The sequence below is a fragment of the Hydrogenophaga sp. PML113 genome (assembly GCF_001777155.1).
GTDB lineage: Bacteria > Pseudomonadota > Gammaproteobacteria > Burkholderiales > Burkholderiaceae_C > Hydrogenophaga > Hydrogenophaga borbori.
The window spans coordinates 132,793-156,895 of record NZ_MIYM01000003.1 but is presented as its reverse complement, the minus strand read 5'-3'; the positions used below and the strand labels follow the sequence as shown (position 1 = coordinate 156,895).

Genomic DNA, 24,103 nt, shown 5'->3' with positions numbered 1-24,103 from the left:
CGATGCAGGACGACCTGTTCGGCGGACCACCTTCACCGCCCGCCTCCCCGCCGCCAGCGCCCGCCGATGCCCCACCCGCGCGCCGCCGCGGCGGCGCCGGCGTCTTGCCCGCCGAGCACAGCGAGGCCCTGCGCGCCCTGGCCGCCGCCCTGCCGCCGCGCCTGCGCCTGGGCACCTCGTCCTGGACCTACCCGGGCTGGGCCGGCCTGGTCTGGGACCGCGAGTACCCCGACGCCACACTGTCCAAACAGGGACTCGCCGCCTACGGCCAGCACCCGCTGCTGCGCTGCGTCTGTATCGACCGCAGCTTCTACCGCGCCCTCACCGAGCTGCAGTTCCGGCGCTACGCCGAGCAGGTGCCGAGCGATTTCCGCTTCGTCGTGAAGGCCCCCGCGCTGGTCTGCGACGCCCAGGTTCGCGGCGAGGACGGCATGGGCCGCCAGCCCAACCCGCTGTTCCTGAACCCGGCCGTGGCGGTGAGCGAGTTCATCGAACCCGCCCTGGCCGGCCTGGGACACAAGGTCGGCGCGCTGGTGTTCCAGCTGAGCCCCCTGCCCTTCGCGCAGTTGCAGCGCCTGCCGCTGCTGCTGGAGCGCCTGCGCGCCCTGCTCAAGGCCCTGCCGGACGTGCGTGGCGCCACGCCCGACGGCGTGGTCGCGGTGGAGGTGCGCGACCCCGAGTGGCTGTCGCCGCGCATCGCGCCCGCGCTGGCCGAGGTGCTGCGCGAGGCCGGCGCCACCTACTGCCTGGGCCTGCACGCCAAGATGCCGCGCATGCAGGACCAGCTGCCGCTGCTGCGCGCCCTGTGGCCCGGCCCCCTGGTCTGCCGCTGGAACCTCAACCCCCTGCATGGCGCCTACGGCTACGAAGACGCGCAGCGGGAGTACAGCCCCTACGACCGCATCCACGACGTGGACGAGGACACGCGCGCGCTCATCGTGCGCACGGTGCGCGGCGTCACCGGCGCGGGACAGAACGCCTACGTGACCATCAGCAACAAGGCCGAGGGCTGCGCGCCGCTGTCGGCGCTGGCGCTGGCCGAGCGCCTGGCCGAACCGCCCCTCAGCGACTGAGGCCAGGCGGGGGCGGATCGAACAGGTCGGGCTCCAGCGCGCCCTCGATGCCCAGCATGCGCAGCTTGGTCACCGCCCCGCCGCGCGCCGAGAAGCCGCCCGGCTGGCCGCCCGCCGCCATCACGCGGTGGCAGGGCACGATGGGCGCGAAGGGGTTGGCCCCCATGGCTTGCCCCACGGCGCGCGCCAGTTGCGGGTCGCCCAGGGCCTGGGCCACCTCGCCATAGGTGCGCGTCTGGCCCGGCGGGATGCGCCGCGCGACGTGGTAGACCCGCTGGTGGAACGCGCTCACGCGCGCCATGTCGAGCACCACCTCCAGCAGGTCGCGCCGCTCGCCCGCCATCAGGGCCACCACCCCCGCGATGGCGTCTTGCACCGGCGGCGGTGGCTCGGCCTCGGGCGGCTCACCGGCGCAGTGGCCCCACAGGCGCCGGCGCGTGGCCGCGTCGTCGGCCTCGGGCAGCTGCACGGCCACGATGCCCGCCGGCCCCCAGGCGATGCCGCAACGGCCGATGGCGGTGTCGAACAGGCAGTGCCCGCTGGCGGCCGCGGCGTCCATGCGGCCTCAAGCTTCGCGCAGCGCGGCGCGCAGCTGCGCCCCCACTTCCGGGCGTTCCATGAAGGGGTCGGGCGGGTTCTGAACGTTCACGATGGCCTCCATGCGCGAGCGCACATTGCCCAGGGCCTTGGGGTGACTGAAGACGTAGAAGCGGTCGGCTTCGATGGCCTCGAACACCTTGTGCGCCACCTCGGGCGCCGTCACCTTGCCCGACCCCACGGCCTTGTCCGTCATGGCCTGGCCGATGAGCTGGCTTTTCGTCAGGCGCTCGCCGGCCAGCTCGGCCGGCTGGTTGCGCTGGCTCTGGCTGATGCCGGTGGGCACGAAGTAGGGGCAGAGCACGCTGGCGCCGACCTGTTCGCTGACCAGGCGCAGGTCCTGGTAGAGCGTTTCGGTGAGCGCCACCACCGCGTGCTTGCTGACGTTGTAGATGCCCATGTTGGGCGGCGTGAGCAGGCCCGCCATGCTGGCGGTGTTGACGATGTGGCCGCGCCAGGCCGGGTCGGCCTTCGCGGCGGCCAGCATCATGGGCGTGAACAGGCGAACGCCGTGCACCACGCCCCAGACGTTCACGCCCAGCACCCACTGCCAGTCGCGCACCGAGTTCTCCCAGATCAAGCCGGCCGACCCCACGCCCGCGTTGTTGAAAACGAAGTGCGGCGCGCCGAAGGTCTGCTGCACCTCGGCGGCCAGGGCCTCCATCTGCGCGGCGTCGGACACGTCCACGCGGCGCGCCAGCACCTTCGCGCCGCTGGCCGTCATCTCGGCCTCGGCGCGCGCCAGGGCGTCGGCCTGCACGTCCACCAGCACGAGGTTCATGCCGCGCCGGGCGCCGATGCGCGCGCACTCCAGGCCGAAGCCCGAGCCCGCGCCGGTGAGCACGGCGGTCTTGCCGTGGAAGTCCTGGATCATGGTGTCGTCTCCTGTGGTGTCGTGTGTTCAGCGGCGCAGCATTTCGACGTGCGGGATGCCGTCCTCGTCGTAGGGCGGGCCCTCGGTCTCGAAGCCGTGCTGGCGGTAGAAGCCCTGCAGGTGCGCCTGCGCGCCGATGCGGATCGGCTGTTCACCCCAGAGCGCGTGCAGCTGGCGCACCGCCTCGCGCATGAGCGCGTGGCCCATGCCGGTGCCGCGCGCGGACGGGTCGCTCACCACGCGGCCGATGCTGGCCTCGGCGAACTTCAGGCCGGCCGGCACCAGGCGCGCATAGGCCAGCAGGACGCCGTCGCGTTCGCCCAGCAGGTGGTGGCAGGCGGGGTCGGCGCCGTCCATGTCCTGGAACACGCAGTGCTGCTCCATCACGAACACCTCGGTGCGCAGGCGCAGCAGGTCGTACAGCGCCTGGGGCTTCAAGGCGTCGAAGGCTTCGCAGCGCCAGTTCAGCGCGCCGCTCAAGCCCGAACCTCGCGCAATACGTAGCCCACGCGCGGAAAGTGCACGTGCACCGTGCCGGCGCGCTCGTCCTGGCGTTCGATGGTGTAGCGCGTGCGCGTGGCCGCGCGCAGCAGGCCTTCGCTGGTTTCGGTGCCGAAGGCCTCGGCGGCGATGCTGACGCGGCTGCCCAGCGCAATGCCGTGGTCGTCCTGGAAGGACTCGTCGGGCCCGATGGGTTCGGGCGTGGCGGCGTGCGCGATGCCCACGGCGTCGGCGCTGCTCAGGCGCTCGCTGCGGCCATGGCCGATGGCGGCCAGTCGGACCATCCACTCCAGCACGTCGGGCGTGGCGTCCAGGATGCTGGCCAGGCCCGGGTTGAGCGTGCGCGTGAACCACAGCGGGTGGTAGGCCGCGAAGTCGGCGATGCAGGGCACCTCGCCCAGCAGGTAGGGCTGGTCGTCGAGCATGTTGGCCAGGCGGCGCAGGTAGCTGCGGTAGGCGCTGGTGGCGTCGGCGGGGCGCAGCAGCGTCATGTTCTGGCGCATGGCGGCGCGGTCGCTGGCGCAGGCCTGGCCCTCGCCGGCCGGGCGGCTGGCGAACATCGCCGCCGCGCCCTTGGGGCTGAGCGTGTAGCCCATGGAGGCCCAGAACAGGGAGGAATCGGCCCACTGCGCCACGGTGCGCGACAGGCCACGCGCGTGCGCCGGGAACAGCGGGGGCTCGGGCTCGCGGTGTTCCAGCACGTCGGCGATGAGGGCGGTGTCGCAGTAGATGTCGGCGCCGATCTGCAGCAGCGGCGTCTTGCGGTAGCCGCCGGTGAGGGCCACCACGTCGGGCTTGGGCATCACCGCGGGAATGTGCACGCTGTGCCAGACCAGGCCTTTGTGGCCGAGCATGAGCCGCGCCTTCTCGGCGAAGGGCGACATGGGGTAGTGGTGGAGGATCAGGTCGTGCATGGTGGTGGCGTGCATGGCCGTGGACTCGTTCATCGGGTCAGCGCGGCATGGCCCGCTCGATGATGGCGTCGACCCCGGTGCCGGCGGACAGCGAACCGAAGCTGTGGCCCCAGTGCCCGCCCAGCCGCGAATCGCAGAAGGCGTTGAACACGGCGGCCGGCGCGGTCTGCGCCAGCAGCGCGGCCTGCACGGCCAGCGCCACGTCCTGCGCCAGGCGGCGGGCCTCCATCTCGGTGGCCATTTCTTCCACGCGCAGCGGCAGGCGCGCGGCCAGGTGGTCCAGCGCGGCGTGCTGGCCCCTGGCGGGCGCCAGCTCCTGCGCCAGCGCGGCAGCGGCATCGGCCTTGCGGATGGCCCGCAGCAGGTCCAGCGCCATGATGTTGCCGGCCCCTTCCCAGATGGAGTTGAGCGGCATCTCGCGGTAGATGCGGGCCATGATGCCCTCACCGCCCTCTTCCACGTAGCCGTTGCCACCCAGGCACTCCATGGCCTCCTGCGCGAAGTGGCTGCCGCGCTTGCAGATCCAGAACTTGGCCACCGGCGTCAGCAGGCGGGCCATCACCTGCTCGTGCGGGTCGTGCTGGCGGTCGAAGGCGCGCGCCAGGCGCAGCGCCAGCGCGGTGGCGGCCTCGGATTCGAGCGCGAGGTCGGCCAGCACGTTCTTCATCAGTGGCTGGTCGATGAGGAACTTGCCGAAGGCCTTGCGCTGCGTGGTGTGGTTGAGCGCGATGGACAGGGCCTGGCGCATCAGCCCGCTGGTTCCCAGGGCGCAGTCCAGGCGCGTCATGGTGCCCATGGCCAGGATCTGCGGCACGCCGCGCCCTTCCTCGCCCACCAGCCAGGCCGTGGCGCCCAGGAACTCCACCTCGGAGCTGGCGTTGGCCTTGTTGCCCAGCTTGTCCTTCAGGCGCTGGATGCGGATGGCATTGAGCGAGCCGTCGGGCAATACGCGCGGCAGGAACAGGCAGCTCAGGCCGCTGGCCGTCTGCGCGAGGATGAGGAAAGCGTCGCACATGGGCGCCGAGAAGAACCACTTGTGGCCGGTGACCGCGAAGCGCTGGCCCCAGCCGTCGCGGCCCGCGGGCTCGGCGCGCGTGGTGTTCGCCCGCACGTCGGAGCCGCCCTGCTTCTCGGTCATGCCCATGCCCATGGTGGCACCGGGCTTGTCGCGCCAGAGCTTCAGCGCGGGGTCGTAGTCGCGGCTGGTGAGCTGCGGCGCCCAGTCGCGGTAGATGGCGGCGTTGTCCTGCAGCGCGGGCGTGACCGCGTAGCTCATGGAGATGGGGCACAGCACCGAGGGCTCCAGCTCGGTGAACAGCATGAAGCCGGCGGCGCGGCGCAGGTGGGCGTTGCCGCTGGCCTGTTCCGCGGCGCCAAAGGCGGCGCCGTGCAGGCCGGCGCCCACCGCCTCGCGCATCAGCGCGTGGTAGCTGGGGTGGAACTCCACCTGGTCGATGCGCTCGCCCACGCGGCTGTGGGTCTTGAGCTGCGGCGTGAACACGTTGGCCAGGCGCGCATGGGCCTGCATCCCGGCGCTGCCCACGGTGGCGCCCAGGGCGCGCAGGCCGGCGGTGTCCAGCCCCGGCGCGTTGAAGGCCAGCGCGGCCTGCAGCGCGCGGTTGGTGTCGAAGAGGTTGACGTCCACCAGCGGCGCGGGCTGGTTGAAGACTTCATGCGTGGACAGCATGTCGGGCCTTTCTCGTGGCAAAGATCAGGGACCAGGTCTGGCGGACATCGCGCACCTCGGCGGCGTGGAGCGCGCCCTTCTCGCGCAGCAGGGCCTCGCGAAACGCCTCACCGAGCGCCGGCGCCACGTGCATGGCCGCCTCAGACCAGCTTGACCAGCTGCTTGCCGAAGTTCTTGCCCTTGAGCAGGCCCAGGAAGGCCTCGGGCGCAGCGGCGATGCCCTGCGCGACGGTCTCGCGCGGGCGCAGCTTGCCGGTGCCCACCAAGGTGCCCAGCTCCTTGAGCGCCTCGGGCCAGACCTCCATGTGCTCGCTGACGATGAAGCCCTCGACCTTGAGCCGGTTGACCAGGATGAGCGCCGGGTTGGCCAGCGGCAGCGGCTGGCCGTCGTAGCCGGCGATCATGCCGCACACGGCGATGCGGCCGAAGGCGTTCATGCGCAGCAGCACGGCGTCCAGGACCATGCCGCCCACGTTCTCGAAGTAACCATCGATGCCGTTCGGGCAGGCCTCCTTGAGCGCCTTGGCCAGCGAGTACATGTCCTTGTGCAGGCGGTAGTCGATGCAGGCGTCGAAGCCCAGCTCTTGCACGGCGTATTGGCATTTCTCGGGTCCGCCCGCGATGCCCACCGCGCGGCAGCCGCGCGCCTTGGCCAGCGCACCGAAGGCGCTGCCCACGGCGCCCGTGGCCGCGCTCACCACCACGGTGTCGCCGGCCTTGGGGTTGATGATCTTCACCAGGCCGTACCAGGCCGTCACGCCGGGCATGCCCACGGCGCCCAGGTAGTGGCTCAGCGGCACATGGGTGGTGTCCACCTTGCGCAGCGCGCCGGGTTGCTCGGCATCGACCACGCTGTACTCCTGCCAGCCGCCCATGCCCACCACCTGATCGCCGACGGCGTACCTGGGGTGCTTCGATTCGGCCACCACGCCCACGGTGCCGCCGATCATCACCTCGCCCAGGGGCTGGGAGGCGGCGTAGCTCTTGCTGTCGTTCATGCGGCCGCGCATGTACGGGTCCAGGCTGAGGAAGTGGTGCCGCACCAGCACCTGGCCGTCTTTGAGCGGGGGTGTCTCGGTGCTGACGAGCTTGAAGTTGTCGACGGTGGCCTCGCCCTTGGGGCGGTTGTCGAGCAGGATCTGGCGGTTGGTGGGCATGGGGGTCTCCCGTTGGGTCAGTCGGTGGGGATGCGGTTGAGCGGGTTCACGCGGCCCGGTCCCGTGGGCAGGCGCGGCACGAACTTGAAGGTGCCCGTGGCGTGGCTGCACAGCTGGCCGCCGGCGTCGAGCACGCGGCCCTCGGTGAAGGCCATGGTGGCGGTTCGGTGCAGCACCAGGCCGCGCGCCAGCAGCGGGCCCTTGGCGGCGCGCACGAAGCTGGTTTTCATCTCGATGGTGACGCAGCCCATGTCGGGCTGCAAGGAACGCGCGGCGTGCGCCATCACCACGTCCAGCAGGGTCATGCCGACGCCGCCATGCACCACGTCGAAGGAATTCAGGTGCTCGGGCGCGGGGTCGTAGGCCATCTGGGCTTCGCCGCCCTCCATGCGCTCGAGGCGAAAGCCGAGCAGATCGACAAAGGGAATGCGTACCGAGAATTCCATCAACCGCCCGTGATGATCGAGACGCCGCCGTCCACGGCCAGCCATTGGCCGGTGATGTGCTTGCCGGCGTCGCTGGCGTACAGCACGGTCAGGCCCTTCAGGTCCTCGTCGTCGCCCAGGCGGCCCAGCGGGGCGTGCGCGGCCAGCTTGTCCTCGCCCATGGCCTTGAGCGTGCCCTGGGTCATCTTGCTGGGAAAGAAGCCCGGGCAGATGGCGTTGACGCGGATGCCATGCTCGCCCCACTCGGCCGCCAGTGCGCGCGTGAAGTTGATGACCGCGCCCTTGGAGGTGTTGTAGGCGATGGTCTTCATGCCGCGCGGGTTGCCGCCCAGACCGGCGATGGAAGCCGTGTTGATGATGCTGCCGCCCTTGCGCGGGATCATGCTGCGGCGCGCGACCTCCTGGGCCAGGATGAAGTAGCTGCGCACGTTGAGGTCCATGACCTTGTCCCAGGCGTCCACCGGGTGGTCCTCGGCCGGCGCGCCCCAGGCCGCGCCCGCGTTGTTCACCAGGATGTCGATATGGCCCAGGCGCCGCATCGCCTCGTCGACCAGCCGGCGGCACTCGTCTTCGCTCTGGCCGTCGGCGGCCAACCATTCGGCGGCGATGCCGGCGGCCGTGAGTCCCGCGCAGGCCTCCTCCAGGTCCTTGGCCTTGCGCGAGCTGATCAGCACGCGCGCGCCGGCCTCGCCCAGCGCGTGCGCCATCTGCAGGCCCAGGCCGCGCGAGCCGCCGGTGATGAGGGCGGTGCGGCCTTGGAGGTCGAAGAGCTGGGAGAGGGTGCGGGTCATGTCTGGTCTGCCTCGTGTGTTGTTCGGGGTGGGGGAAACCGGGTCATTGTGGACCGTGGCGCGGCGCCTGTGTGTCGCCCGGGTGGCGCCGGCGCGCCGGGCTCAAAACGCCTCTTCCGGCAGCTCGGCGCAGGTCGGGTCGCGCCGGCTCACCACGGCGAGCCAGGCGCCGGTCTTGGGCAGCTCGTAGTGGAAGAAGAAGCGCGCGGCGGCCAGCCGCCCGGTGCGCGCCGCGCCCTCGGGCGCGGCCTGCGCGGCCAGGGCCACGTCCAGCCAGACCCAGGCCAGCACCGTGTGGCCGAAGGCCTGCAGGTAGGGCACGGCGTTGGCCAGGGCCTCGGCGGGGTTGCCCGTGGCCCAGGCGGCCTGGGTGGCCGCGCCCAACTGCGCCAGGGCCTGGCCCAGGGCGTTGGCGTGCGCGGCCAGAGCGGGCACCTGGAGGGCGCGCTCGATGGTGGCGTTGAAACGCTGGGCCAGCAGCTGCAGGCCGCGGCCGTTCTCCATCAGCACCTTGCGGCCCAGCAGGTCCATGGCCTGGATGCCGTGCGTGCCCTCGTGAATCATGTTCAGGCGGTTGTCGCGCCAGTACTGCTCCACCGGAAAGTCGCGCGTGTAACCGTAGCCGCCGTGCACCTGGATGGCCAGGCTGTTGGCCTCCAGGCACCACTCGCTGGGCCAGCTCTTGGCGATGGGCGTGAGCACCTCCAGCAGCAGCCGCGCCTCGTCGGCGGCCTCGGGCGCGCCGGTGTGCTGCTCGTCCACCAGGCGCGCGCAGTACAGCTCCAGCGCCAGCGCGCCCTCGCAGTAGCTCTTCTGCGCGAGCAGCATGCGCTTGACGTCGGCGTGTTCGATGATGCGGCTCTGCGGCCGGCTCGGGTCCTTGCCCTCCGGCCCCACGGGGCGGCCCTGCGGGCGGTTCTTCGCGTAGTCCAGGCTGGCGTGGTAGCCCGCCATGCCCAGCATGGTGGCCGCCATGCCCACGCCGATGCGGGCCTCGTTCATCATGTGGAACATGCAGCGCAGGCCCTCGCCCGGCTGGCCCACCAGGTAGCCGATGGCGCCGGCCGCGCCCCGCACCGGGAAGCGGCCCTCGCCGAAATTGAGCAGCGTATTGGTGGTGCCGCGCCAGCCGCACTTGTGGTTCAGGCCAGCCAGGGCCACGTCGTTGCGCTCGCCGGTGAGTCGCGCATCGGCGTCCACCAGCTTCTTGGGCACCACGAACAGCGAGATGCCCTTCACCCCCGGCGGCAGCTTGCCGTCCGGCCCGGGGATCTTGGCCAGCACCAGGTGAACGATGTTCTCGGTCAGTTCGTGCTCGCCGGCCGAGATCCACATCTTGTTGCCCTTGAGCCGAAAGCGCGGGCCCAGCGGGTCGTCCATGAAGCCCTCGCCGTCGGGCACGGCGCGCGTGGCCACGTCGCTCAGGCTGGAGCCGGCCTGCGGTTCGCTCAGGCACATGGTGCCGGACCAGCGGCCCGCGAACTCGTTGAGCGCGAACACGCGCTTCTGCGCCTCGGTGCCGTGCGCCATCAGCAGGTTGGCGTTGCCCACGGTGAGCATGCCGCTGCCGATGCTGACCGAGGCCATGGCGAAGAAGGCGTTGGCCGCCGCCTCCACCGTGTAGGGCAGCTGCATGCCGCCGATGGCGTAATCCTGCGCGGCGCTGAGCATGCCGCTCTCGGCATAGGCCTGGTGCGCGTCGTGCGTGGCCTGCGGCAGCACCACGCACTCGCCGTCGAAGTGCGGCTCCTGCGTGTCCACCGTGCGGTTGAAGGGTGCGTACTTTTCGCGCGCGATGCGCTCGCAGGTGTCGAGCACGGCGTCGAAGGTCTCGCGGCTGTGGTCGGCGAAGCGCTCGCGCTGGTTCAGCGCCTCGACCCCCAGCCAGTCGTTGAGCAGGAAATCGACGGTGGGGCGAAGGCTCATGACAGGTCTCTCGTCAGGTTCTGGGTGGCAAGGCGGCGATGGTGCCCTGCGCCACGGCGCACAGCTTCTCCTCGCCATCCCGCAGCACGAACACGTCGCAGCGGCACACGGCCTGGTTGCGGCCGGTGTGCACCGCCTCGGCGCGCGCGATCAGGCGCTCGCCCACCGCGGGCCTCAGGTAGTTGATCTTGAATTCGCTCGTGACCACGGGCACGCGCATGGCCGTGCCACCCGCGTAGGTGAGTGCGTTGTCGGCGGCGTAGCTCACCACGCCGCCGTGCACGAAGCCGTTCTGCTGCTTCACCGCCTCGCCGATCGGCACCTGCAGCTCGCAGCGCCCGGGCGTGAGCGCGGCGAGCTCGGCGCCGATTAGGCGCGAGAACGGCTGCTGCGCGAGCAGCTCACGTCCCATGGCCAGGAACACCTCGGGGCTCACGCCGGCGGCGTCCATGGCGGCGCGTGCGCTTACAGGACCTCGAACACGCCGGCGGCACCCATGCCGCCGCCGATGCACATGGTCACGCAGACGCGCTTGGCGCCGCGGCGCTTGCCTTCGATCAGCGCATGGCCGGTCAGGCGCTGGCCCGACACGCCGTAGGGGTGGCCCACGGCGATGGCGCCGCCGTTGACGTTCAGGCGGTCGGCCGGAATGCCCAGCTTGTCGCGGCAGTAGATCACCTGCACCGCGAAGGCCTCGTTGAGCTCCCACAGGTCGATGTCGCTGACCTTCAGGCCCAGCTTCTTGAGCACCTTGGGCACGGCGAAGACCGGGCCGATGCCCATCTCGTCGGGCTCGCAGCCGGCCACGGCGAAGCCCAGGAAGCGGCCGATGGGCTTGAGGTTGTGGGAAGCGGCGTACTGCTCGCTCACCACCACGCAGGCGCCGGCGCCGTCGCTGAACTGGCTGGCGTTGCCGGCCGTGATGACACCGCCGGGCAGCGCCGGCTTGATCCCGCTGATGCCCTCTTTCGTCGTGCCCTCGCGCAGGCCCTCGTCGGCGCCCACGGTCACCTTCTTGGTGATCAGGCCCATCGTCTTGTCGGCCACGCCGGCGGTCACCGTGATGGGGGCGATCTCGTCGTTGAACTTGCCGGCGGCCTGGGCCGCGCAGGCCTTTTGCTGGCTGGCGGCGCCGTATTCGTCCATGGCGTCGCGCGAGATGTTGTAGCGCTTGGCCACCTGCTCGGCGGTCTGCAGCATGCTCCAGTAGATCTCGGGCTTCTTCTGGTCCAGATCGAGGTCGCGCAGCATGTGCAGGTTCATCTCCTGCTGCACGCAGGAGATGCTCTCCACCCCGCCCGCCACGTAGACATCGCCCTCCCCGGCGATCACGCGCTGGGCGGCCAGGGCGATGGTCTGCAGGCCGGAGGAACAGAAGCGGTTGACGGTCATGCCCGACACGCTCACGGGCAGGTCGGCCATCAGCGCGATCTGGCGCGCGATGTTGGCGCCGGTGGCGCCCTCGGGGTTGGCGCAGCCCATGATCACGTCCTCGACGGCGGCGCCCTCCACGCCCGCGCGCTCCAGCGCGGCACGGACGGCGTGGCCGCCCAGGGTGGCGCCGTGGGTCATGTTGAAAGCGCCCTTCCAGCTCTTGGTCAGCGGCGTGCGGGCGGTGGAAACGATGACGGCGTTGCTCATGTGATATCTCCTGATTCGGTGCGGGCCATCAGCCGTTGAAATTCTTGCCTTCGGCGACCAGCCGCTGAATGAGCGGGGCGGGCTGCCAGAAGGCCGCGTCGTCGAGCGGGTTCTTCTGGAAGCGCTTCATGGCCTGCATCACGTTGAACAGGCCCACCTCGTCCGCGTACTTCAGCGGGCCGCCGCGGTGCACCGGGAAGCCGTAGCCGAAGATGTAGACCACGTCGATGTCGCTGGCCTTGTTGGCGATGCCCTCTTCCAGGATGTGCGCGGCCTCGTTCACCAGCGAGAACACCAGGCGCTGCACGATCTCCTCGTCGGAAATCTTGCGCGGCGTGATGCCCAGCGCCTGGCGGTGCTCGGCGATCATCTGCTCGACCTCGGCGTTCGGGATGGCGTCGCGCTTGCCCGGCTTGTAGTCGTACCAGCCTTTGCCCACCTTCTGGCCGAAGCGGCCCTTCTCGCACAGCAGGTCGGCGGTCTTGCTGTATTTCATGTCGGGCTTTTCCTGGTAGCGGCGCTTGCGGATCGCCCAACCGATGTCGTTGCCCGCCAGGTCGCCCATGCGGAAGGGCCCCATGGCGAAGCCGAACTTCTCGATCGCGCGGTCGACCTGCGCGGGCGTGCAGCCCTCATCGAGCAAGAAGCCACCCTGGCGGCCGTACTGCTCGATCATGCGGTTGCCGATGAAGCCGTCGCAGACGCCGGACACCACCGCCGTCTTCTTGATCTTCTTGGCGACGGCCATCACGGTGGCCATCACGTCCTTGCCGGTCTTGTCGCCGCGCACCACCTCCAGCAGCTTCATCACGTTGGCGGGGCTGAAGAAGTGCAAGCCCACCACGTCCTGCGGGCGTTGGGTGAAGGCGGCGATCTTGTTCAGGTCCAGCGTGGAGGTGTTGGACGCCAGGATCGCGCCGGGCTTCATCACCTCGTCGAGCTTCTTGAACACGGTCTCCTTCACGCCGATGTCCTCGAACACGGCCTCGATCACGAGGTCGGCGTCCTGGATGTCCGCGTAGTCCACCGTGGTCTTGAGCAGGCCCATGCGCTGGTCGAGCTTGTCCTGCTTGAGCTTGCCCTTCTTCACCTGGGCCTCGTAGTTGCCGCGCATCACGCCGACGCCGCGGTCCAGGGCCTCCTGCTTCATCTCCAGGAGGGTCACGGGAATGCCCGCGTTCAGGAAGTTCATGGAGATGCCGCCGCCCATGGTGCCGGCGCCGATGACGGCCACCTTGTCGATCTTGCGCTGGGGCGTGTCTTCCGGCACGTCGGGGATCTTGCTGGCCGCGCGCTCGGCCATGAAGAGGTGGCGCAGCGCACGGCACTCGGGCGTCCACATCAGGTTGATGAACATCTCCCGTTCGGTGGCCATGCCCTGCTCGAACTTCTGCTTGGTCGCGGCCTCGACCGCGTCCACGCACTTGGCGGGTGCGGGGAAGTGCTTGGCCATGCCCTTGACCATGTTGCGCGCGAACTGGAAGTAGGCGTCGCCGTCCTTGTGTTTGCAAGGCAGGTGGCGCACCAGGGGCAGCGGGCTGCCGTCCGCGTGCTTGGCGGCCACTTCCCGGGCCAGGGCGAAGGCTTCTTCCAGCAGGGTTTCGGGGCTGCTGGCCATCTTGTCGAACAGCCGCTGGCCGGGCAGTTGGGCCAGCATCTCGCTCTTCACGGGCTCGCCGCTCACGATCATGTTGAGCGCGGCCTCCACGCCCAGCACGCGCGGCAGGCGCTGCGTGCCGCCGGCGCCAGGGATCAGGCCCAGCTTCACCTCGGGCAGCGCGATGTTGGCGCCCGGTGCGGCGATGCGGTAGTGGCAGCCGAGCGAGAGCTCCAGCCCGCCGCCCATGGCCACGCTGTGGATCGCGGCCACCACGGGCTTGCTGCAGTTCTCCACCGCCAGGATCACGCTCAGCAGGTTGGGTTCGGCCAGCGCCTTGGGCGTGCCGAACTCCTTGATGTCCGCGCCGCCCGAAAAGGCCTTGCCGGCGCCGGTGAGCACGATGGCCTTGACGGCCGGATCGGCCTGCGCCTGCTCCAGACCGTTCGTGATGCCCAGGCGGGTGGCCAGGCCCAGACCGTTGACCGGCGGGTTGTTCAGCGTGATGAGGGCGATGTCTCCGTGGACCTTGTACTCAGCCGTCATGTGGGTTCCTTCGATGGCGGTTTTGGGAAAAGAACGATCGTTCGATTTTGGCATTCTAGAAAGACCCTTCGGGGGCGCCAAACGGGTTTGTCGCGGTCGGGACAAAACGCCCGGGCGCACCTTCTCGCTACGCCTGGCACCCCGCACCGCCAAAACGAATACGGCTGTGCTAATCGGCCCGCGCTTTGCCGCTGCCCGCTTCAAAAGCCGGAGCAGCGCGCGCGCCGCCGAACTGCGTAGGACCCACGCGACACCGGGGTTTCTCGGCGCGTCACGTGAGACAAGGGCCATTGACAATCTCAAAGTGCCAACTTTGGCACACCTCGCCGCCCCCGTTCGTCGCCTTTCGTTTGGAGAACCCCATGGACCTGATCAACACCCTCGCCAGCCTGGCCCCCACCCCCAGCAACGCACACCCCATCGGGCGGCCCCTGACCCCCTGGTCCGCGCCCGGCACCACACCCTGGCGGACGCCCGAGCCCCTGAGCGCGCTCGTGCTGCCCACGCGCGCCGACCGCATGCGCATCGCCCACCTGCGCGACCTGGCCGACTTCAAGTCGGAGTACCTGCTGGACCCGGGCCTGGCCGCGCTGGAAGACAGCAAAGACGACGCGGGCGTGGTCATGGCGCTGATGCGCGGCCACGAGGCCATCGCCACCATCCGCTTCATTCCCTCGGGCCACGGTTTGACGCTGACCGAGCGCTTCTGGTCCGACCTGGTCACCAACCCCGCCATCCTGGGGCCCAACAGCTGGGAAGTCGGCCGCCTGGTGATGGCGCCCGAGCACCGCCGCGCCGACCTGCTGACGCCGCTGCTGCGCCTGTCCCTGATGGAGCTGATGCGCCGCGAGCCGGTGGAGCACATGCATGGGTCCTGCGTCATGCGCATGACCCGCCTGTACCGCCGCTTCGGCTTCCAGATCCACGCCCTGCGCAGCCAGGCCGGCCTGGACTGCGCGCTGGTGGAGGCGACGCTGGAAGCCTCCATGCGCGCCTTCCACATCGACGAACCCGTCACCGCACCCGCCCCGCTGGAGGCCCGCGGCGAGGCGCTGCTGCTACAGTGAGCCGAGCACCGGCGGCCCGTGCGACAGCGGCGGGCCGCGCCTCCCCCCGGGCCGGCAAGGGGGATGACATCGCGAGGCGAGGAGACGCATGAGCAAACGCGGGGGGAGTCTGTTCGACCGCTACCGGGCCCACCACGAGCTGGACCGGCCACTGCTGCAATGGATCGGCGTGGTGGGTGTCGTTGCCTTCCCTATCCTGTACCTGCTGCGCCGCGCGGCCGCCGACAGCGGCTACGACGACCTGTGGTGGCGCCTGCCCGCCGTCGTCCTGTGCCTCGGCCTGGCCCTGCGCCGCTGGTGGCCCGAGCGCCTCAAGCCCTACTACATCGTCTACTCGTGGTGGGTGGTGTTCTACTGCCTGTCCTTCCTCATGTCGTACACCATGCTGCGCAACGGCGGCGGCACGCCCTTCGTGGTGAACATGGTGATGTGCGCGGTGCTCATCGTGCTGCTGGCCGACTGGCGCAACAGCGTCGCCATCCTGCTGCTGGGCTACGCGCTGGCGCTGGCCCTGTTCTTCCTGCTGGCGCCCCACCCCGTCGTGCCGCGCGACTTCGTCTTCGCCGCCGGCGGCTCGGCCCTGCTGGTGGCGGGCGGAGCCCTGTCGCATCAGGGCCAGAAGCGCGTCGAGCTCGAGCGCATGCGGCGCGTGTACATCGGCCTGGCGGGGTCCGTGGCGCACGAAATGCGCACCCCGCTCGCCCAGGTGCGCCACGCGCTCGACAACATCGCCAGCGCCCTCGGCCGCCGCGGCGCGGGCCAGCCCGTGGCGCTCACGCCGCCCCAGGTGCAGCAGATGCTGACCCATGTCCAGCAAGGCCACGAGGCCATCGCGCGCGGCCTGCAGGCGATCGAGCTCACCCTCAAGCAGTTGCAGCCCGACGCGCCCGACCAGGGCCGGCTGCACACGCTGTCGGCCGCCGACGCCGTGCGCCAGGCCGTGGACCGTTTCGCCTACGACGCCGCCGATCAGCGCGGGCGCGTGCAGGTGGTGGTCGAGCAGGACTTCCGCTTCCGCGCCGACCCCACCGCGGTGGAGCTGGTCTTTTTCAATCTGCTGAAGAACGCGCTGTACTACGCCCCCCTGCACCCGGAGATGACGGTGCGCTTCACGATCAGCACCCGGCCGGTGCCCAGCGTCGTGGTGCGAGACAGCGGTCCGGGCATCGTGCCCGAGTTCGTCTCCCACCTGTTCGAGGAATTCCAGACCACCGGCAAGGCCGAGGGCACGGGCCTGGGCCTGTCCTTCTGCCGCCGCGTCATGCGCGGCCTGGGCGGCGACATCGAGTGCCGCTCCGAGTGGGGCCATTTCACCGAGTTCACGCTGCGCTTCCCGCTGGCGCCCGCCGGCGCGCCGGTCACCACGGTGGCCCCGGCCAGCGTGGCCCTGGCCGGCCGCAGCGTGCTGATCGTCGACGACCAGCCCCTCAACCGCACCATCGCGCGCGCCCTGGTGGGCGAACTGGGCCTCACGGTGATGGAGGCCGAGCACGGCCAGCAGGCGCTGGACATGCTGCAGGCGGGCCAATTGCCCGACGCCATCCTCATGGACATCAACATGCCGGGGCTCGACGGCATCGCCGCCACGCGGCGCCTGCGCGCCCTGCCCGGCGACGCCGGCCGCGTGCCCGTGCTGGCGCTCACCGCCAACGACTCGGCGGCCGTGCGGGCCCGCGCGAGCCAGGCCGGCATGCAGGGCGTGCTGGGCAAGCCCATCGACCCCGCCGCGCTGCAGCGCGCGCTGAGCGCCGCGCTGGAAGGCCGCAGCACCGCGCCCGCGGCGCCGCCACCGGCGCCCGCGGCCGACCTGCTCAGCACCACGCGCATCGAGAACTTCCGTCGCCTCGGCCTGCTGGACGACCTGCTGCCGCGCGCCTTGCTGGACCTGCGGCGCCACGTTCAATCACTGGAGCAGGCGGCCACCTCGGACGACCGGGAAGGCGTGTCGGCCGCGCTGCACGCCCTGGTGGGCCTGGCCGGTGAGGTGGGCGCCCAGGCCCTGCACGCCCGCGCGCGCGAACGCTACGCGGGTTGGCTGGAAGGCCAGCGGCCCGGCGGCGAGGCTTGGACGCGGGAACTGCGGGAGCTGCTGGAGGCCACCGAGCGGGCGCTGTGGCAGTACTGCGGCGTGCGCGCCGAGCGCGTGCCCCCCCTCGCCTGAACGCTGCCGCGGCCAGTGCGCGTGCGGCCGCCATCCGGCCGTTGTACCAGGCCTGCGACCTCAGGGTCGGTCGCTGGCCCCTGGGCTAGACCTCCAGCCACTCCTTGCGCACCGCCGGATCGGCCTTGAGCTGCTGCGGCGTGCCGTCGAAGACGATGCTGCCGTGCCCCATCACCAGCGCACGGTCGGAAATGCTCATGGCGATGGTGAGCTTCTGCTCGATCAGCAGCACCGAGATGCCGCGCGCCTTGAGCTTCTGCAGGTACTCGGCCACCAGCTCCACGATCTTGGGCGCCAGGCCCTCGGTGGGTTCGTCGATGATGATCAGGTCCGGGTCGCCCATCAGGGTGCGGCACAGGGTCAGCATCTGCTGCTCGCCGCCCGAGAGCACGCCGGCCTCGGTGTGCTGGCGTTCCTTCAGGCGCGGGAACATGGCGTACATGTCGTCGAATCCCCAGCGCGAGCCCTTGCCGGCCCCCTTTTGCCCCAGCAGCAGGTTCTGGTGCACGGTGAGCGTGGGAAAGATGTCGCGGCTCTCGGGCACGTAGCCCAGGCCCAGGTGGGCCACCTCGTAGGCCTTGCGGCCGACGATCTCCTGGTCCTTCCACCGCACGCTGCCCTCGCAGTCCACCAGGCCCATGATCGCCTTGGCGGTGGTGGAACGGCCCGAGCCGTTGCGGCCCAGCAGCGCGACGATCTCGCCGCTGCGCACCTCGAAGTCCACGCCGTGCAGCACGTGGCTTTTGCCGTAATAGGCATGAAGGTTCTGGATCTTCAGCATCAGTGCCCCGCTCCCTGCGCCTCGGCCACGTGCGAGCCCAGGTAGGCCTCCTGCACGCGTTCGTTGGCGCGCACCGCCTCGGGCGTGTCGAAGGCCAGCACCTCGCCGTACACCACCACGGCGATGCGGTCGGCCAGGCCGAACACCACGCCCATGTCGTGCTCCACGGTCAGCAGGGTCTTGCCTTCGGTGACGTCCTTGATCAGGCCGATGAAGCGGCTGGTCTCGCTCTTGCTCATGCCGGCCGTGGGCTCGTCAAGCAGGATCACGTTGGCGCCCCCGGCGATGGTGATGCCGATCTCCAGCGCGCGCTGCTCGGCGTAGGTGAGGTTCATGGCCAGCACGTCGCGCTTGCGGTCGAGCTGGATCATGTGCAGCAGCTGCTCGGCGCGCTGGTTGGCGTCGGTCAGGTTGGCCAGGAACTTCAGGAAGGTGTAGCGGTAGCCCAGGCTCCACAGCACCCCGCAGCGCAGGTTCTCGAACACGCTGAGCTTGGGGAAGATGTTGGTGATCTGGAAGCTGCGCGACAGGCCCGCGCGGTTGATCTCGAAAGGCCGCTTGCCGTCGATGCGCTGGCCGTTGAGCAGCACCTGACCGCTGGTGGGCGCGAAGCGCCCGCTGATGAGGTTGAACAGCGTGGACTTGCCCGCGCCGTTCGGTCCGATGATGCCCACGCGTTCGCCCGCCTTCACCGACAGGTTCACGCCGCGGATGATCTCGGTCTTGCCGAAGCTCTTGCGCAGGTCCTTGAGCTCCAGCGCCGGGGTGGATGTGGTGCCGCTCACAGCGCCTCCCTCTGCTTGATCTGGTTTTCGATGTCCTCCTGGATGGCGCCCCAGCGGCGCGCGAAGCCGCGCCGCGTCCATTCGAAGAGGCCGAAGCCGCCGAACGCCAGCGCCAGCGCGCCCAGCCAGCTGGTCCAGCCACGCGCGTGCAGCGTCAGGCCCAGGAAGTTCAGCTCGTCGCCCAGCGTGGTGCTGAGCTGCAGGTGGTAGACCATCTCGATGATGGCCGCCACGCCCAGCAGCATCACCACGGCCGAGGCGATCAATGCCAGGTAGCTGCCGCCGAGCTCGCGCAGGCGGCCATGGGCGGCCACGCGCACGTTCATCATGATCAGGCTGGCGATGCCGCCGGGCGCGTACATCACCATGAACAGGAAGATCAGGCCCAGGTACAGCAGCCAGGCCTTGGTGAGCTCGGACAGCAGGATCAGCGCCAGCACCATCAACACGCCGCCGATGATGGGGCCGAAGAAGAAGGTGGCGCCGCCCAGGAAGGTGAACAGCAGGTAGGCGCCCGAGCGCGCCGCGCCCACCACCTCGGCGGTGACGATCTCGAAGTTGAGCGCGCCCAGGCCGCCCGAGATGCCAGCGAAGAAGCCCGCGATGATGAAGGCCAGGTAGCGCACCTTCTGCGTGTCGTAGCCGACGAACTCCACCCGCTCGGGGTTGTCGCGCACGGCGTTGAGCATGCGGCCCAGCGGCGTGCGCGTGAACGCGTACATGGCGGCCACGCAGACGAAGGTGTAGAGCGCGATCAGGTAGTACACCTGCCGCTGCGGCCCGAAGGTGATGCCCATGAAGGGTTCGCCGGCCATGCGGTCGCCCGACACGCCGCCCTCGCCACCGAAGAACTCGGGGATCATGAGCGAGAGCGCGAACACCAGCTCGCCTAGGCCCAGCGTGATCATGGCGAAGGTGGTGCCGGACTTGCGCGTGGTGACGTAGCCGAACAGCACCGCGAAGCCCAGGCCCGCCACGCCGCCCACCAGGGGGATGAGCGAGACGGGCATGTGCATCGCGCCCTCGGTGACGCGGTTGAGCGCGTGGATGGCCATGAAGGAGCCCAGGCCGGTGTAGACCGCATGCCCGAAGCTGAGCATGCCGCCCTGCCCCAGCAGCATGTTGTAGGACAGGCAGGCGATGATGGCGATGCCCATCTGCGAGAGCACCGTCAGGCCCAGGCCGCTGCCCCAGATCAGTGGCGCCACGATCAGCAGCAGGGCAAAGCCGCCCCAGGTGATCCAGCGGCCGGTGTTGAAGCGGCGTGGCGCCGCCAGCGTGGAGGTGGTGGTGTTCATGGCTCAGCTCTCCCGTTTGCCCAGCAGGCCACGCGGGCGGAAGATCAGGATCAGCACCAGGAACAGGTACGGCAGGATGGGCGCCACCTGCGACAGCGTGAGCCGGATGTAGGAGTTGTTGCGCAGGCCCTCCGACAGCGGCACGCCGATCTGCTCGAACAGCGTGAGCAGCGAGTACTCGAAGGCGACGGCGAAGGTCTGGATCACGCCGATGAGCAGCGAGGCCACGAAGGCGCCCGACAGCGAGCCCATGCCGCCCACCACCACCACCACGAAGATCACCGAGCCCACGGTGGCGGCCATGGCCGGCTCGGTGAGGAAGGTGCTGCCGCCGATGACACCGGCCAGACCCGCGAGTGCCGAGCCGGCGCCGAACACCAGCATGAACACGCGCGGCACGTTGTGGCCCAGCGACTCCACCGCCTGCGGGTGCGTGAGCGCGGCCTGGATCACCAGCCCGATGCGCGTGCGCGTGAGCAGCAGCCAGACCGACAGCAGCATCACCACCGCGACCAGCATCATGAAGCCGCGCGTGGCGGGGAACGGCGAGCAGACCACGCGCACCGCCGCGTCGGTGGCGCTGCACAGCTCGGGCGCGGCCGCGCCCCAGACCAGGCGCAGGCCGTCCACGGAATGGTTGATGAGGGTGAAGGCCGGGCCCTGCAGCAACTCGGGCGGACGGAACTCCACCGCGATGCGGCCCCAGATGAGCTGAACCAGCTCGACGATGACGTAAGACAGGCCGAAGGTCACCAGCAGTTCGGGCACGTGACCGTACTTGTGCACCTTGCGCAGGCACTGGCGCTCGAAGGCCGCGCCCAGCAGGCCCACCACGATGGGCGCGATCACCAGCGCCGGCCAGAAGCCCACGAACTGCGCCACCTGGTAGCCCACGTAGGCGCCCAGCATGTAGAAGCTGGCGTGCGCGAAATTGAGCACGCCCATCATGCTGAAGATCAGCGTGAGCCCCGAGCTGAGCATGAACAGCAGCAGCCCGTAGCTGAGCCCGTTCAGCATCGAGATGATGAAAAACTCCATTCCCTCAGACCTTCATCGTTGAAATTGAAAGAGCCCGAAACGGCACCCCGCCTCGGGCTCCTGCGGCGTGACGTGCCTCGACCCAGAGACACCGCGGAACCGGCCTTGCCGGGCCGCTGGTGTCGCCCCCTTGAGGGGGTCGCGCGAAGCGCGGCGGGGGTGCGTCACATCACGGGCGCTTCATCTGGCAGCTCGTCGGGGTGCTCGACACATAGTTCGGGTACTCCGCCACCGGCGCCAGTGTCATGCCGGTCTTCTCGGGGCTGTAAGGGTGCTTGGCGTCCGCCTTCTGCCACACCGACATGTACAGCGGCTGCTGCAGCTGGTGGTCGGTCTTGCGCATTTGCACCTCGCCGTTGAAGCTCTTGACCGTGAGGCCTTCCATGGCGGCGGCCACCTTCACCGGGTCGGTGGACTTGGCCTTGGCCATGGCAGCGCCCAGCATCTCGTAGATGCGGATGGTGGAGCCGGTGTAGAAGTCGTCGTTGTACTTCTGGTTGAACTCCTTCATCCACTTTTCCATCTGCCCACCCATGTTGTAGTGGTTGTAGGCGATCTGGTAGACGCGGCCGGCACCGTTGGTGCCCAGCGCGGTGGGCGTGCCGGTGACGCCCGCGTAGTAGGTGAAGAACTTGCCGTTGTAGCCGTTCTCGTTGGCGGCCTTGATGAGCAGCGACAGGTCGGAGCCCCAGTTGCCGGTGATCACGGTGTCGGCGCCCGCCGCCTTGATCTTGGCGATGTAGGGCGCGAAGTCGCGCGTCTGCGCCAGCGGATGCAGGTCCTCGCCCACGAACTGGATGTCGGGGCGCTTGCGGCCGATGGTTTCCTTGGCGTACTTCACGACCTGGTGGCCGTGCGAGTAGTTCTGGTTGAGCAGGTAGATCTTCTTGATGTCCGGCTGCGTGGCGATGAAGCTGGACATGGCCTCCATCTTCATGGACGTGTCGGCATCAAAGCGGAAGTGCCAGTAGCTGCACTTGCTGTTGGTGAGATCGGGGTCGACCGCGGAGTCGTTGAGGTACAGCACTTCCTTGCCGGGGTTGCGCGCGTTGTGCTTTTCCACCGCGTCAGACAGCGCCAGCGCGACCGAGGAGCCGTTGCCCTGGATGATGTAGCGCGCCCCCTGGTCGATGGCGGCCTTCAAGGCGTTCAGGCTCTCCGCCGGGCTGAGCTTGTTGTCGATCGCGGTGATCTCGAACTTCACGCCGGCCGGGTTGCCCTTGCCGCTGAACTTCTCGGCGAAGAACTGGTAGCCCTTGAACTGGCTCACGCCCACCGGCCCCAACAGGCCGGTCAAGGGGTCGATGCGCACCATCTTGACGGTTTCGCCCGCCTGGGCGAAGGACGCGCCGGACGCCACCAGCAGGGCCGCCGCGGCCAGGGCCTTCATGCTCGATTTCATGCCTTGTCTCCTTGATGAGGGTGTTGAACCACAAAACCCGAGCAGCGTAAGGCGCGGTGGCGCGGAGGCGCTTCAGGGATTGCCCGGACCCCTATCCCCTGGGCGACACCCGCGCCCGCCCCCTGCACCGTTGCGGGGCGGCGCGGGCCCACCCTCACACCCCCGGCAGCACGTAGTCGTGGAGCTGCTGGCGCAGCACCATCTTCTGCATCTTGCCGGTGGCGCCCAGCGGGATCGCGTCGACGAAGACCACGTCGTCAGGCACCTGCCACTTGGCGATCTTGCCTTCGTAGAACTTGAGCAGCTCGTCGCGCGTCACGTCGGCGCCGGGCTTCTTCACCACCACCACGATGGGCCGTTCGTCCCACTTGGGGTGCTTCATGCCGATGCAGGCGGCCATGGCCACGGCCGGATGGGCCATGGCGATGTTCTCCACGTCGATCGAGCTGATCCACTCGCCGCCGGACTTGATCACGTCCTTGCTGCGGTCGGTGATCTGCATGAAGCCGTCGGCGTCGATGGTGGCGACGTCGCCGGTGGGGAACCAGCCGTGGCCCTGGGCGTCGTAGCGCAGCGGGTCGCCGCCCTCGCCCTTGAAGTAGCTGGCGATGATCCAGGGCCCGCGCACCAGCAGGTCGCCGAAGCTCTTGCCGTCCCAGGGCAGCTCGTCGCCGGCCTCGTTCACGATCTTCATGTCGACGCCGAAAATGGTGCGGCCCTGCTTGAGCCGCACCTTGAGCTGCTCGTCGGCCGGCAGCGCGAGCTGGGCGTTCTTGAGCGTGCACACCGTGCCCAGCGGCGACATCTCGGTCATGCCCCAGGCGTGCAGCACGTCGACGCCGTAGAGGTCGTTGAAGGCGCTGATCATGGCCGGCGGACAGGCCGAGCCGCCGATCACCGTGCGCTTGAGGGTGCTGAACTTCAGCTGGTTTTGCTGCAGGTGCGCCAGCAGCATCTGCCAGACCGTGGGCACGCCGGCGGCCATGGTCACGCCCTCGGCCTCGATGAGTTCGTAGACCGACTTGCCGTCCAGCGCCGGACCGGGGAACACCAGCTTGCAGCCCACGGCCGCCGCGGAGTACGGCAGGCCCCAGGCGTTGACGTGGAACATGGGCACCACGGGCAGGATGCTGTCGCGCGCCGAGCAGCCCATGGCGTCGGGCATGGCCGCCCCGTAGGCGTGCAGCGTGGTGGAGCGGTGCGAGTACAGCGCGGCCTTGGGGTTGCCGGTGGTGCCGCTCGTGTAGCACATGCTGGAGGCGGTGTTCTCGTCGAACTCGGGCCAGGCGTAGCTGTCCTTCTGCGCGCCGATCCAGGCCTCGTAGCTCTGCAGGCCGGGAATGCCGCTGTCGGCGGGCAAGGCGGACGCATCGCACAGGGCGATCCAGTGCTTCACCGTCGGGCACTTGCTCCACACCGCCTTGACCAGCGGCAGGAAGCTCATGTCGAAGCACAGGGCCTTGTCTTCGGCGTGGTTGACGATCCACACCAGTTGCTCGGGGTGCAGCCGCGGGTTGAGGGTGTGCAGCACCCGGCCGGTGCCGCTGACGCCGAAATACAGTTCCAGATGGCGATAACCGTTCCAGGCCAGCGTGGCCACGCGATCGCCGAAGCCCAGGCCCAGCGCGTCCAGGGCGTTGGCCACCTGGCGCGAGCGGCGCGAGACCGCCCGCCAGTTGGTGCGGTGGATGTCGCCCTCGACCCGGCGCGAGACGATTTCGGTGGCGCCGTGGTGCCGCTCGGCGTGCACGATGAGGTTGGAAATCAGCAGCGGTTGGCTCTGCATCTGGCCCAGCATGAGTCGGTCTCCGAAGTGGTTGG

Annotated in this window: 22 protein-coding genes; 3 read left to right on the top strand and 19 right to left on the bottom strand. The window is 69.6% G+C overall.

The window, feature by feature from the left end; genetic code table 11:
• Nucleotides 1–2 precede the first annotated feature (2 nt).
• Nucleotides 3–1,073 (top strand): DUF72 domain-containing protein, encoded by a 1,071-nt coding sequence (locus tag BHU06_RS06740; RefSeq protein ID WP_070398394.1) that lies wholly within the window; start codon nucleotides 3–5, stop codon nucleotides 1,071–1,073.
• Here BHU06_RS06740 and BHU06_RS06735 read toward each other — a convergent pair.
• The 13 genes from BHU06_RS06735 to BHU06_RS06680 all read right to left on the bottom strand — a co-directional run bounded on the left by BHU06_RS06735 (nucleotide 1,063) and on the right by BHU06_RS06680 (nucleotide 13,750).
• Nucleotides 1,063–1,632 (bottom strand): methylated-DNA--[protein]-cysteine S-methyltransferase, encoded by a 570-nt coding sequence (locus BHU06_RS06735; RefSeq protein WP_070398393.1) that lies wholly within the window; start codon nucleotides 1,630–1,632, stop codon nucleotides 1,063–1,065. The two genes, BHU06_RS06740 and BHU06_RS06735, sit on opposite strands and share 11 nt — an antisense overlap.
• A 6-nt stretch (nucleotides 1,633–1,638) precedes the next feature.
• A complete protein-coding gene (locus BHU06_RS06730; RefSeq protein WP_070398392.1) occupies nucleotides 1,639–2,544 on the bottom strand; it encodes an SDR family oxidoreductase in 906 nt (301 codons plus the stop codon).
• A 27-nt stretch (nucleotides 2,545–2,571) separates the two neighbouring features.
• Complete coding sequence (locus tag BHU06_RS06725) at nucleotides 2,572–3,024, bottom strand: GNAT family N-acetyltransferase (RefSeq protein WP_070398391.1); 453 nt, start codon at nucleotides 3,022–3,024, stop codon at nucleotides 2,572–2,574.
• Nucleotides 3,021–3,959, bottom strand: a complete 939-nt coding sequence (locus BHU06_RS06720) for a glutathione S-transferase family protein (RefSeq protein WP_070398720.1) — start codon at nucleotides 3,957–3,959, stop codon at nucleotides 3,021–3,023. Before BHU06_RS06720 ends, BHU06_RS06725 begins: the two co-directional genes overlap by 4 nt.
• A gap of 37 nt (nucleotides 3,960–3,996) precedes the next feature.
• A complete protein-coding gene (locus BHU06_RS06715) occupies nucleotides 3,997–5,646 on the bottom strand; it encodes an isovaleryl-CoA dehydrogenase (RefSeq protein WP_070398390.1) in 1,650 nt (549 codons plus the stop codon).
• Nucleotides 5,630–5,779, bottom strand: a complete 150-nt coding sequence (locus tag BHU06_RS22780) for a hypothetical protein (RefSeq protein ID WP_175442810.1) — start codon at nucleotides 5,777–5,779, stop codon at nucleotides 5,630–5,632. Before BHU06_RS22780 ends, BHU06_RS06715 begins: the two co-directional genes overlap by 17 nt.
• A 7-nt stretch (nucleotides 5,780–5,786) precedes the next feature.
• A complete protein-coding gene (locus BHU06_RS06710; RefSeq protein WP_070398389.1) occupies nucleotides 5,787–6,803 on the bottom strand; it encodes an NADP-dependent oxidoreductase in 1,017 nt (338 codons plus the stop codon).
• Between the two features lie 17 nt (nucleotides 6,804–6,820).
• Entirely contained in the window at nucleotides 6,821–7,252 is a 432-nt protein-coding gene (locus BHU06_RS06705) for a PaaI family thioesterase (RefSeq protein WP_139146973.1), read from the bottom strand.
• The gene (locus BHU06_RS06700; protein WP_070398387.1) at nucleotides 7,249–8,040 is read right to left on the bottom strand and encodes an SDR family oxidoreductase; all 792 of its coding nucleotides are present in this window, start codon (nucleotides 8,038–8,040) and stop codon (nucleotides 7,249–7,251) included. Before BHU06_RS06700 ends, BHU06_RS06705 begins: the two co-directional genes overlap by 4 nt.
• A 102-nt stretch (nucleotides 8,041–8,142) precedes the next feature.
• Nucleotides 8,143–9,966: an acyl-CoA dehydrogenase gene (locus BHU06_RS06695; RefSeq protein WP_070398386.1), complete on the bottom strand. Its 1,824-nt coding sequence runs from the start codon at nucleotides 9,964–9,966 to the stop codon at nucleotides 8,143–8,145.
• Nucleotides 9,967–9,979: 13 nt separating this feature from the next.
• Nucleotides 9,980–10,417, bottom strand: a complete 438-nt coding sequence (locus tag BHU06_RS06690; protein WP_070398385.1) for a PaaI family thioesterase — start codon at nucleotides 10,415–10,417, stop codon at nucleotides 9,980–9,982.
• Between the two features lie 14 nt (nucleotides 10,418–10,431).
• Nucleotides 10,432–11,607, bottom strand: a complete 1,176-nt coding sequence (locus BHU06_RS06685; RefSeq protein ID WP_070398384.1) for an acetyl-CoA C-acyltransferase — start codon at nucleotides 11,605–11,607, stop codon at nucleotides 10,432–10,434.
• 28 nt (nucleotides 11,608–11,635) lie between these two features.
• Nucleotides 11,636–13,750: a 3-hydroxyacyl-CoA dehydrogenase NAD-binding domain-containing protein gene (locus tag BHU06_RS06680; protein ID WP_070398383.1), complete on the bottom strand. Its 2,115-nt coding sequence runs from the start codon at nucleotides 13,748–13,750 to the stop codon at nucleotides 11,636–11,638.
• 362 nt (nucleotides 13,751–14,112) lie between these two features.
• Here BHU06_RS06680 and BHU06_RS06675 point away from each other — a divergent pair, with 362 nt between their 5' ends.
• On the top strand, nucleotides 14,113–14,817 hold the full coding sequence (locus BHU06_RS06675; protein WP_070398382.1) for a hypothetical protein: 705 nt from the start codon (nucleotides 14,113–14,115) through the stop codon (nucleotides 14,815–14,817).
• Between the two features lie 88 nt (nucleotides 14,818–14,905).
• Nucleotides 14,906–16,978 (top strand): response regulator, encoded by a 2,073-nt coding sequence (locus BHU06_RS06670; protein ID WP_070398381.1) that lies wholly within the window; start codon nucleotides 14,906–14,908, stop codon nucleotides 16,976–16,978.
• A gap of 85 nt (nucleotides 16,979–17,063) precedes the next feature.
• Here the strand turns inward: BHU06_RS06670 and BHU06_RS06665 are convergent, their stop codons facing one another.
• The 6 genes from BHU06_RS06665 to BHU06_RS06640 form a co-directional block, all read right to left on the bottom strand.
• Nucleotides 17,064–17,759: an ABC transporter ATP-binding protein gene (locus BHU06_RS06665; protein ID WP_070398380.1), complete on the bottom strand. Its 696-nt coding sequence runs from the start codon at nucleotides 17,757–17,759 to the stop codon at nucleotides 17,064–17,066.
• On the bottom strand, nucleotides 17,759–18,544 hold the full coding sequence (locus tag BHU06_RS06660) for an ABC transporter ATP-binding protein (RefSeq protein WP_070398379.1): 786 nt from the start codon (nucleotides 18,542–18,544) through the stop codon (nucleotides 17,759–17,761). Before BHU06_RS06660 ends, BHU06_RS06665 begins: the two co-directional genes overlap by 1 nt.
• On the bottom strand, nucleotides 18,541–19,842 hold the full coding sequence (locus BHU06_RS06655; protein WP_175442809.1) for a branched-chain amino acid ABC transporter permease: 1,302 nt from the start codon (nucleotides 19,840–19,842) through the stop codon (nucleotides 18,541–18,543). The genes BHU06_RS06660 and BHU06_RS06655 overlap by 4 nt, the downstream gene beginning before the upstream one ends.
• A gap of 3 nt (nucleotides 19,843–19,845) precedes the next feature.
• Nucleotides 19,846–20,880, bottom strand: a complete 1,035-nt coding sequence (locus tag BHU06_RS06650) for a branched-chain amino acid ABC transporter permease (protein ID WP_070398378.1) — start codon at nucleotides 20,878–20,880, stop codon at nucleotides 19,846–19,848.
• 169 nt (nucleotides 20,881–21,049) lie between these two features.
• Nucleotides 21,050–22,282 (bottom strand): branched-chain amino acid ABC transporter substrate-binding protein, encoded by a 1,233-nt coding sequence (locus BHU06_RS06645; protein ID WP_070398377.1) that lies wholly within the window; start codon nucleotides 22,280–22,282, stop codon nucleotides 21,050–21,052.
• Between the two features lie 154 nt (nucleotides 22,283–22,436).
• Nucleotides 22,437–24,080 (bottom strand): 3-(methylthio)propionyl-CoA ligase, encoded by a 1,644-nt coding sequence (locus BHU06_RS06640; protein WP_070398376.1) that lies wholly within the window; start codon nucleotides 24,078–24,080, stop codon nucleotides 22,437–22,439.
• Nucleotides 24,081–24,103 lie beyond the last annotated feature (23 nt).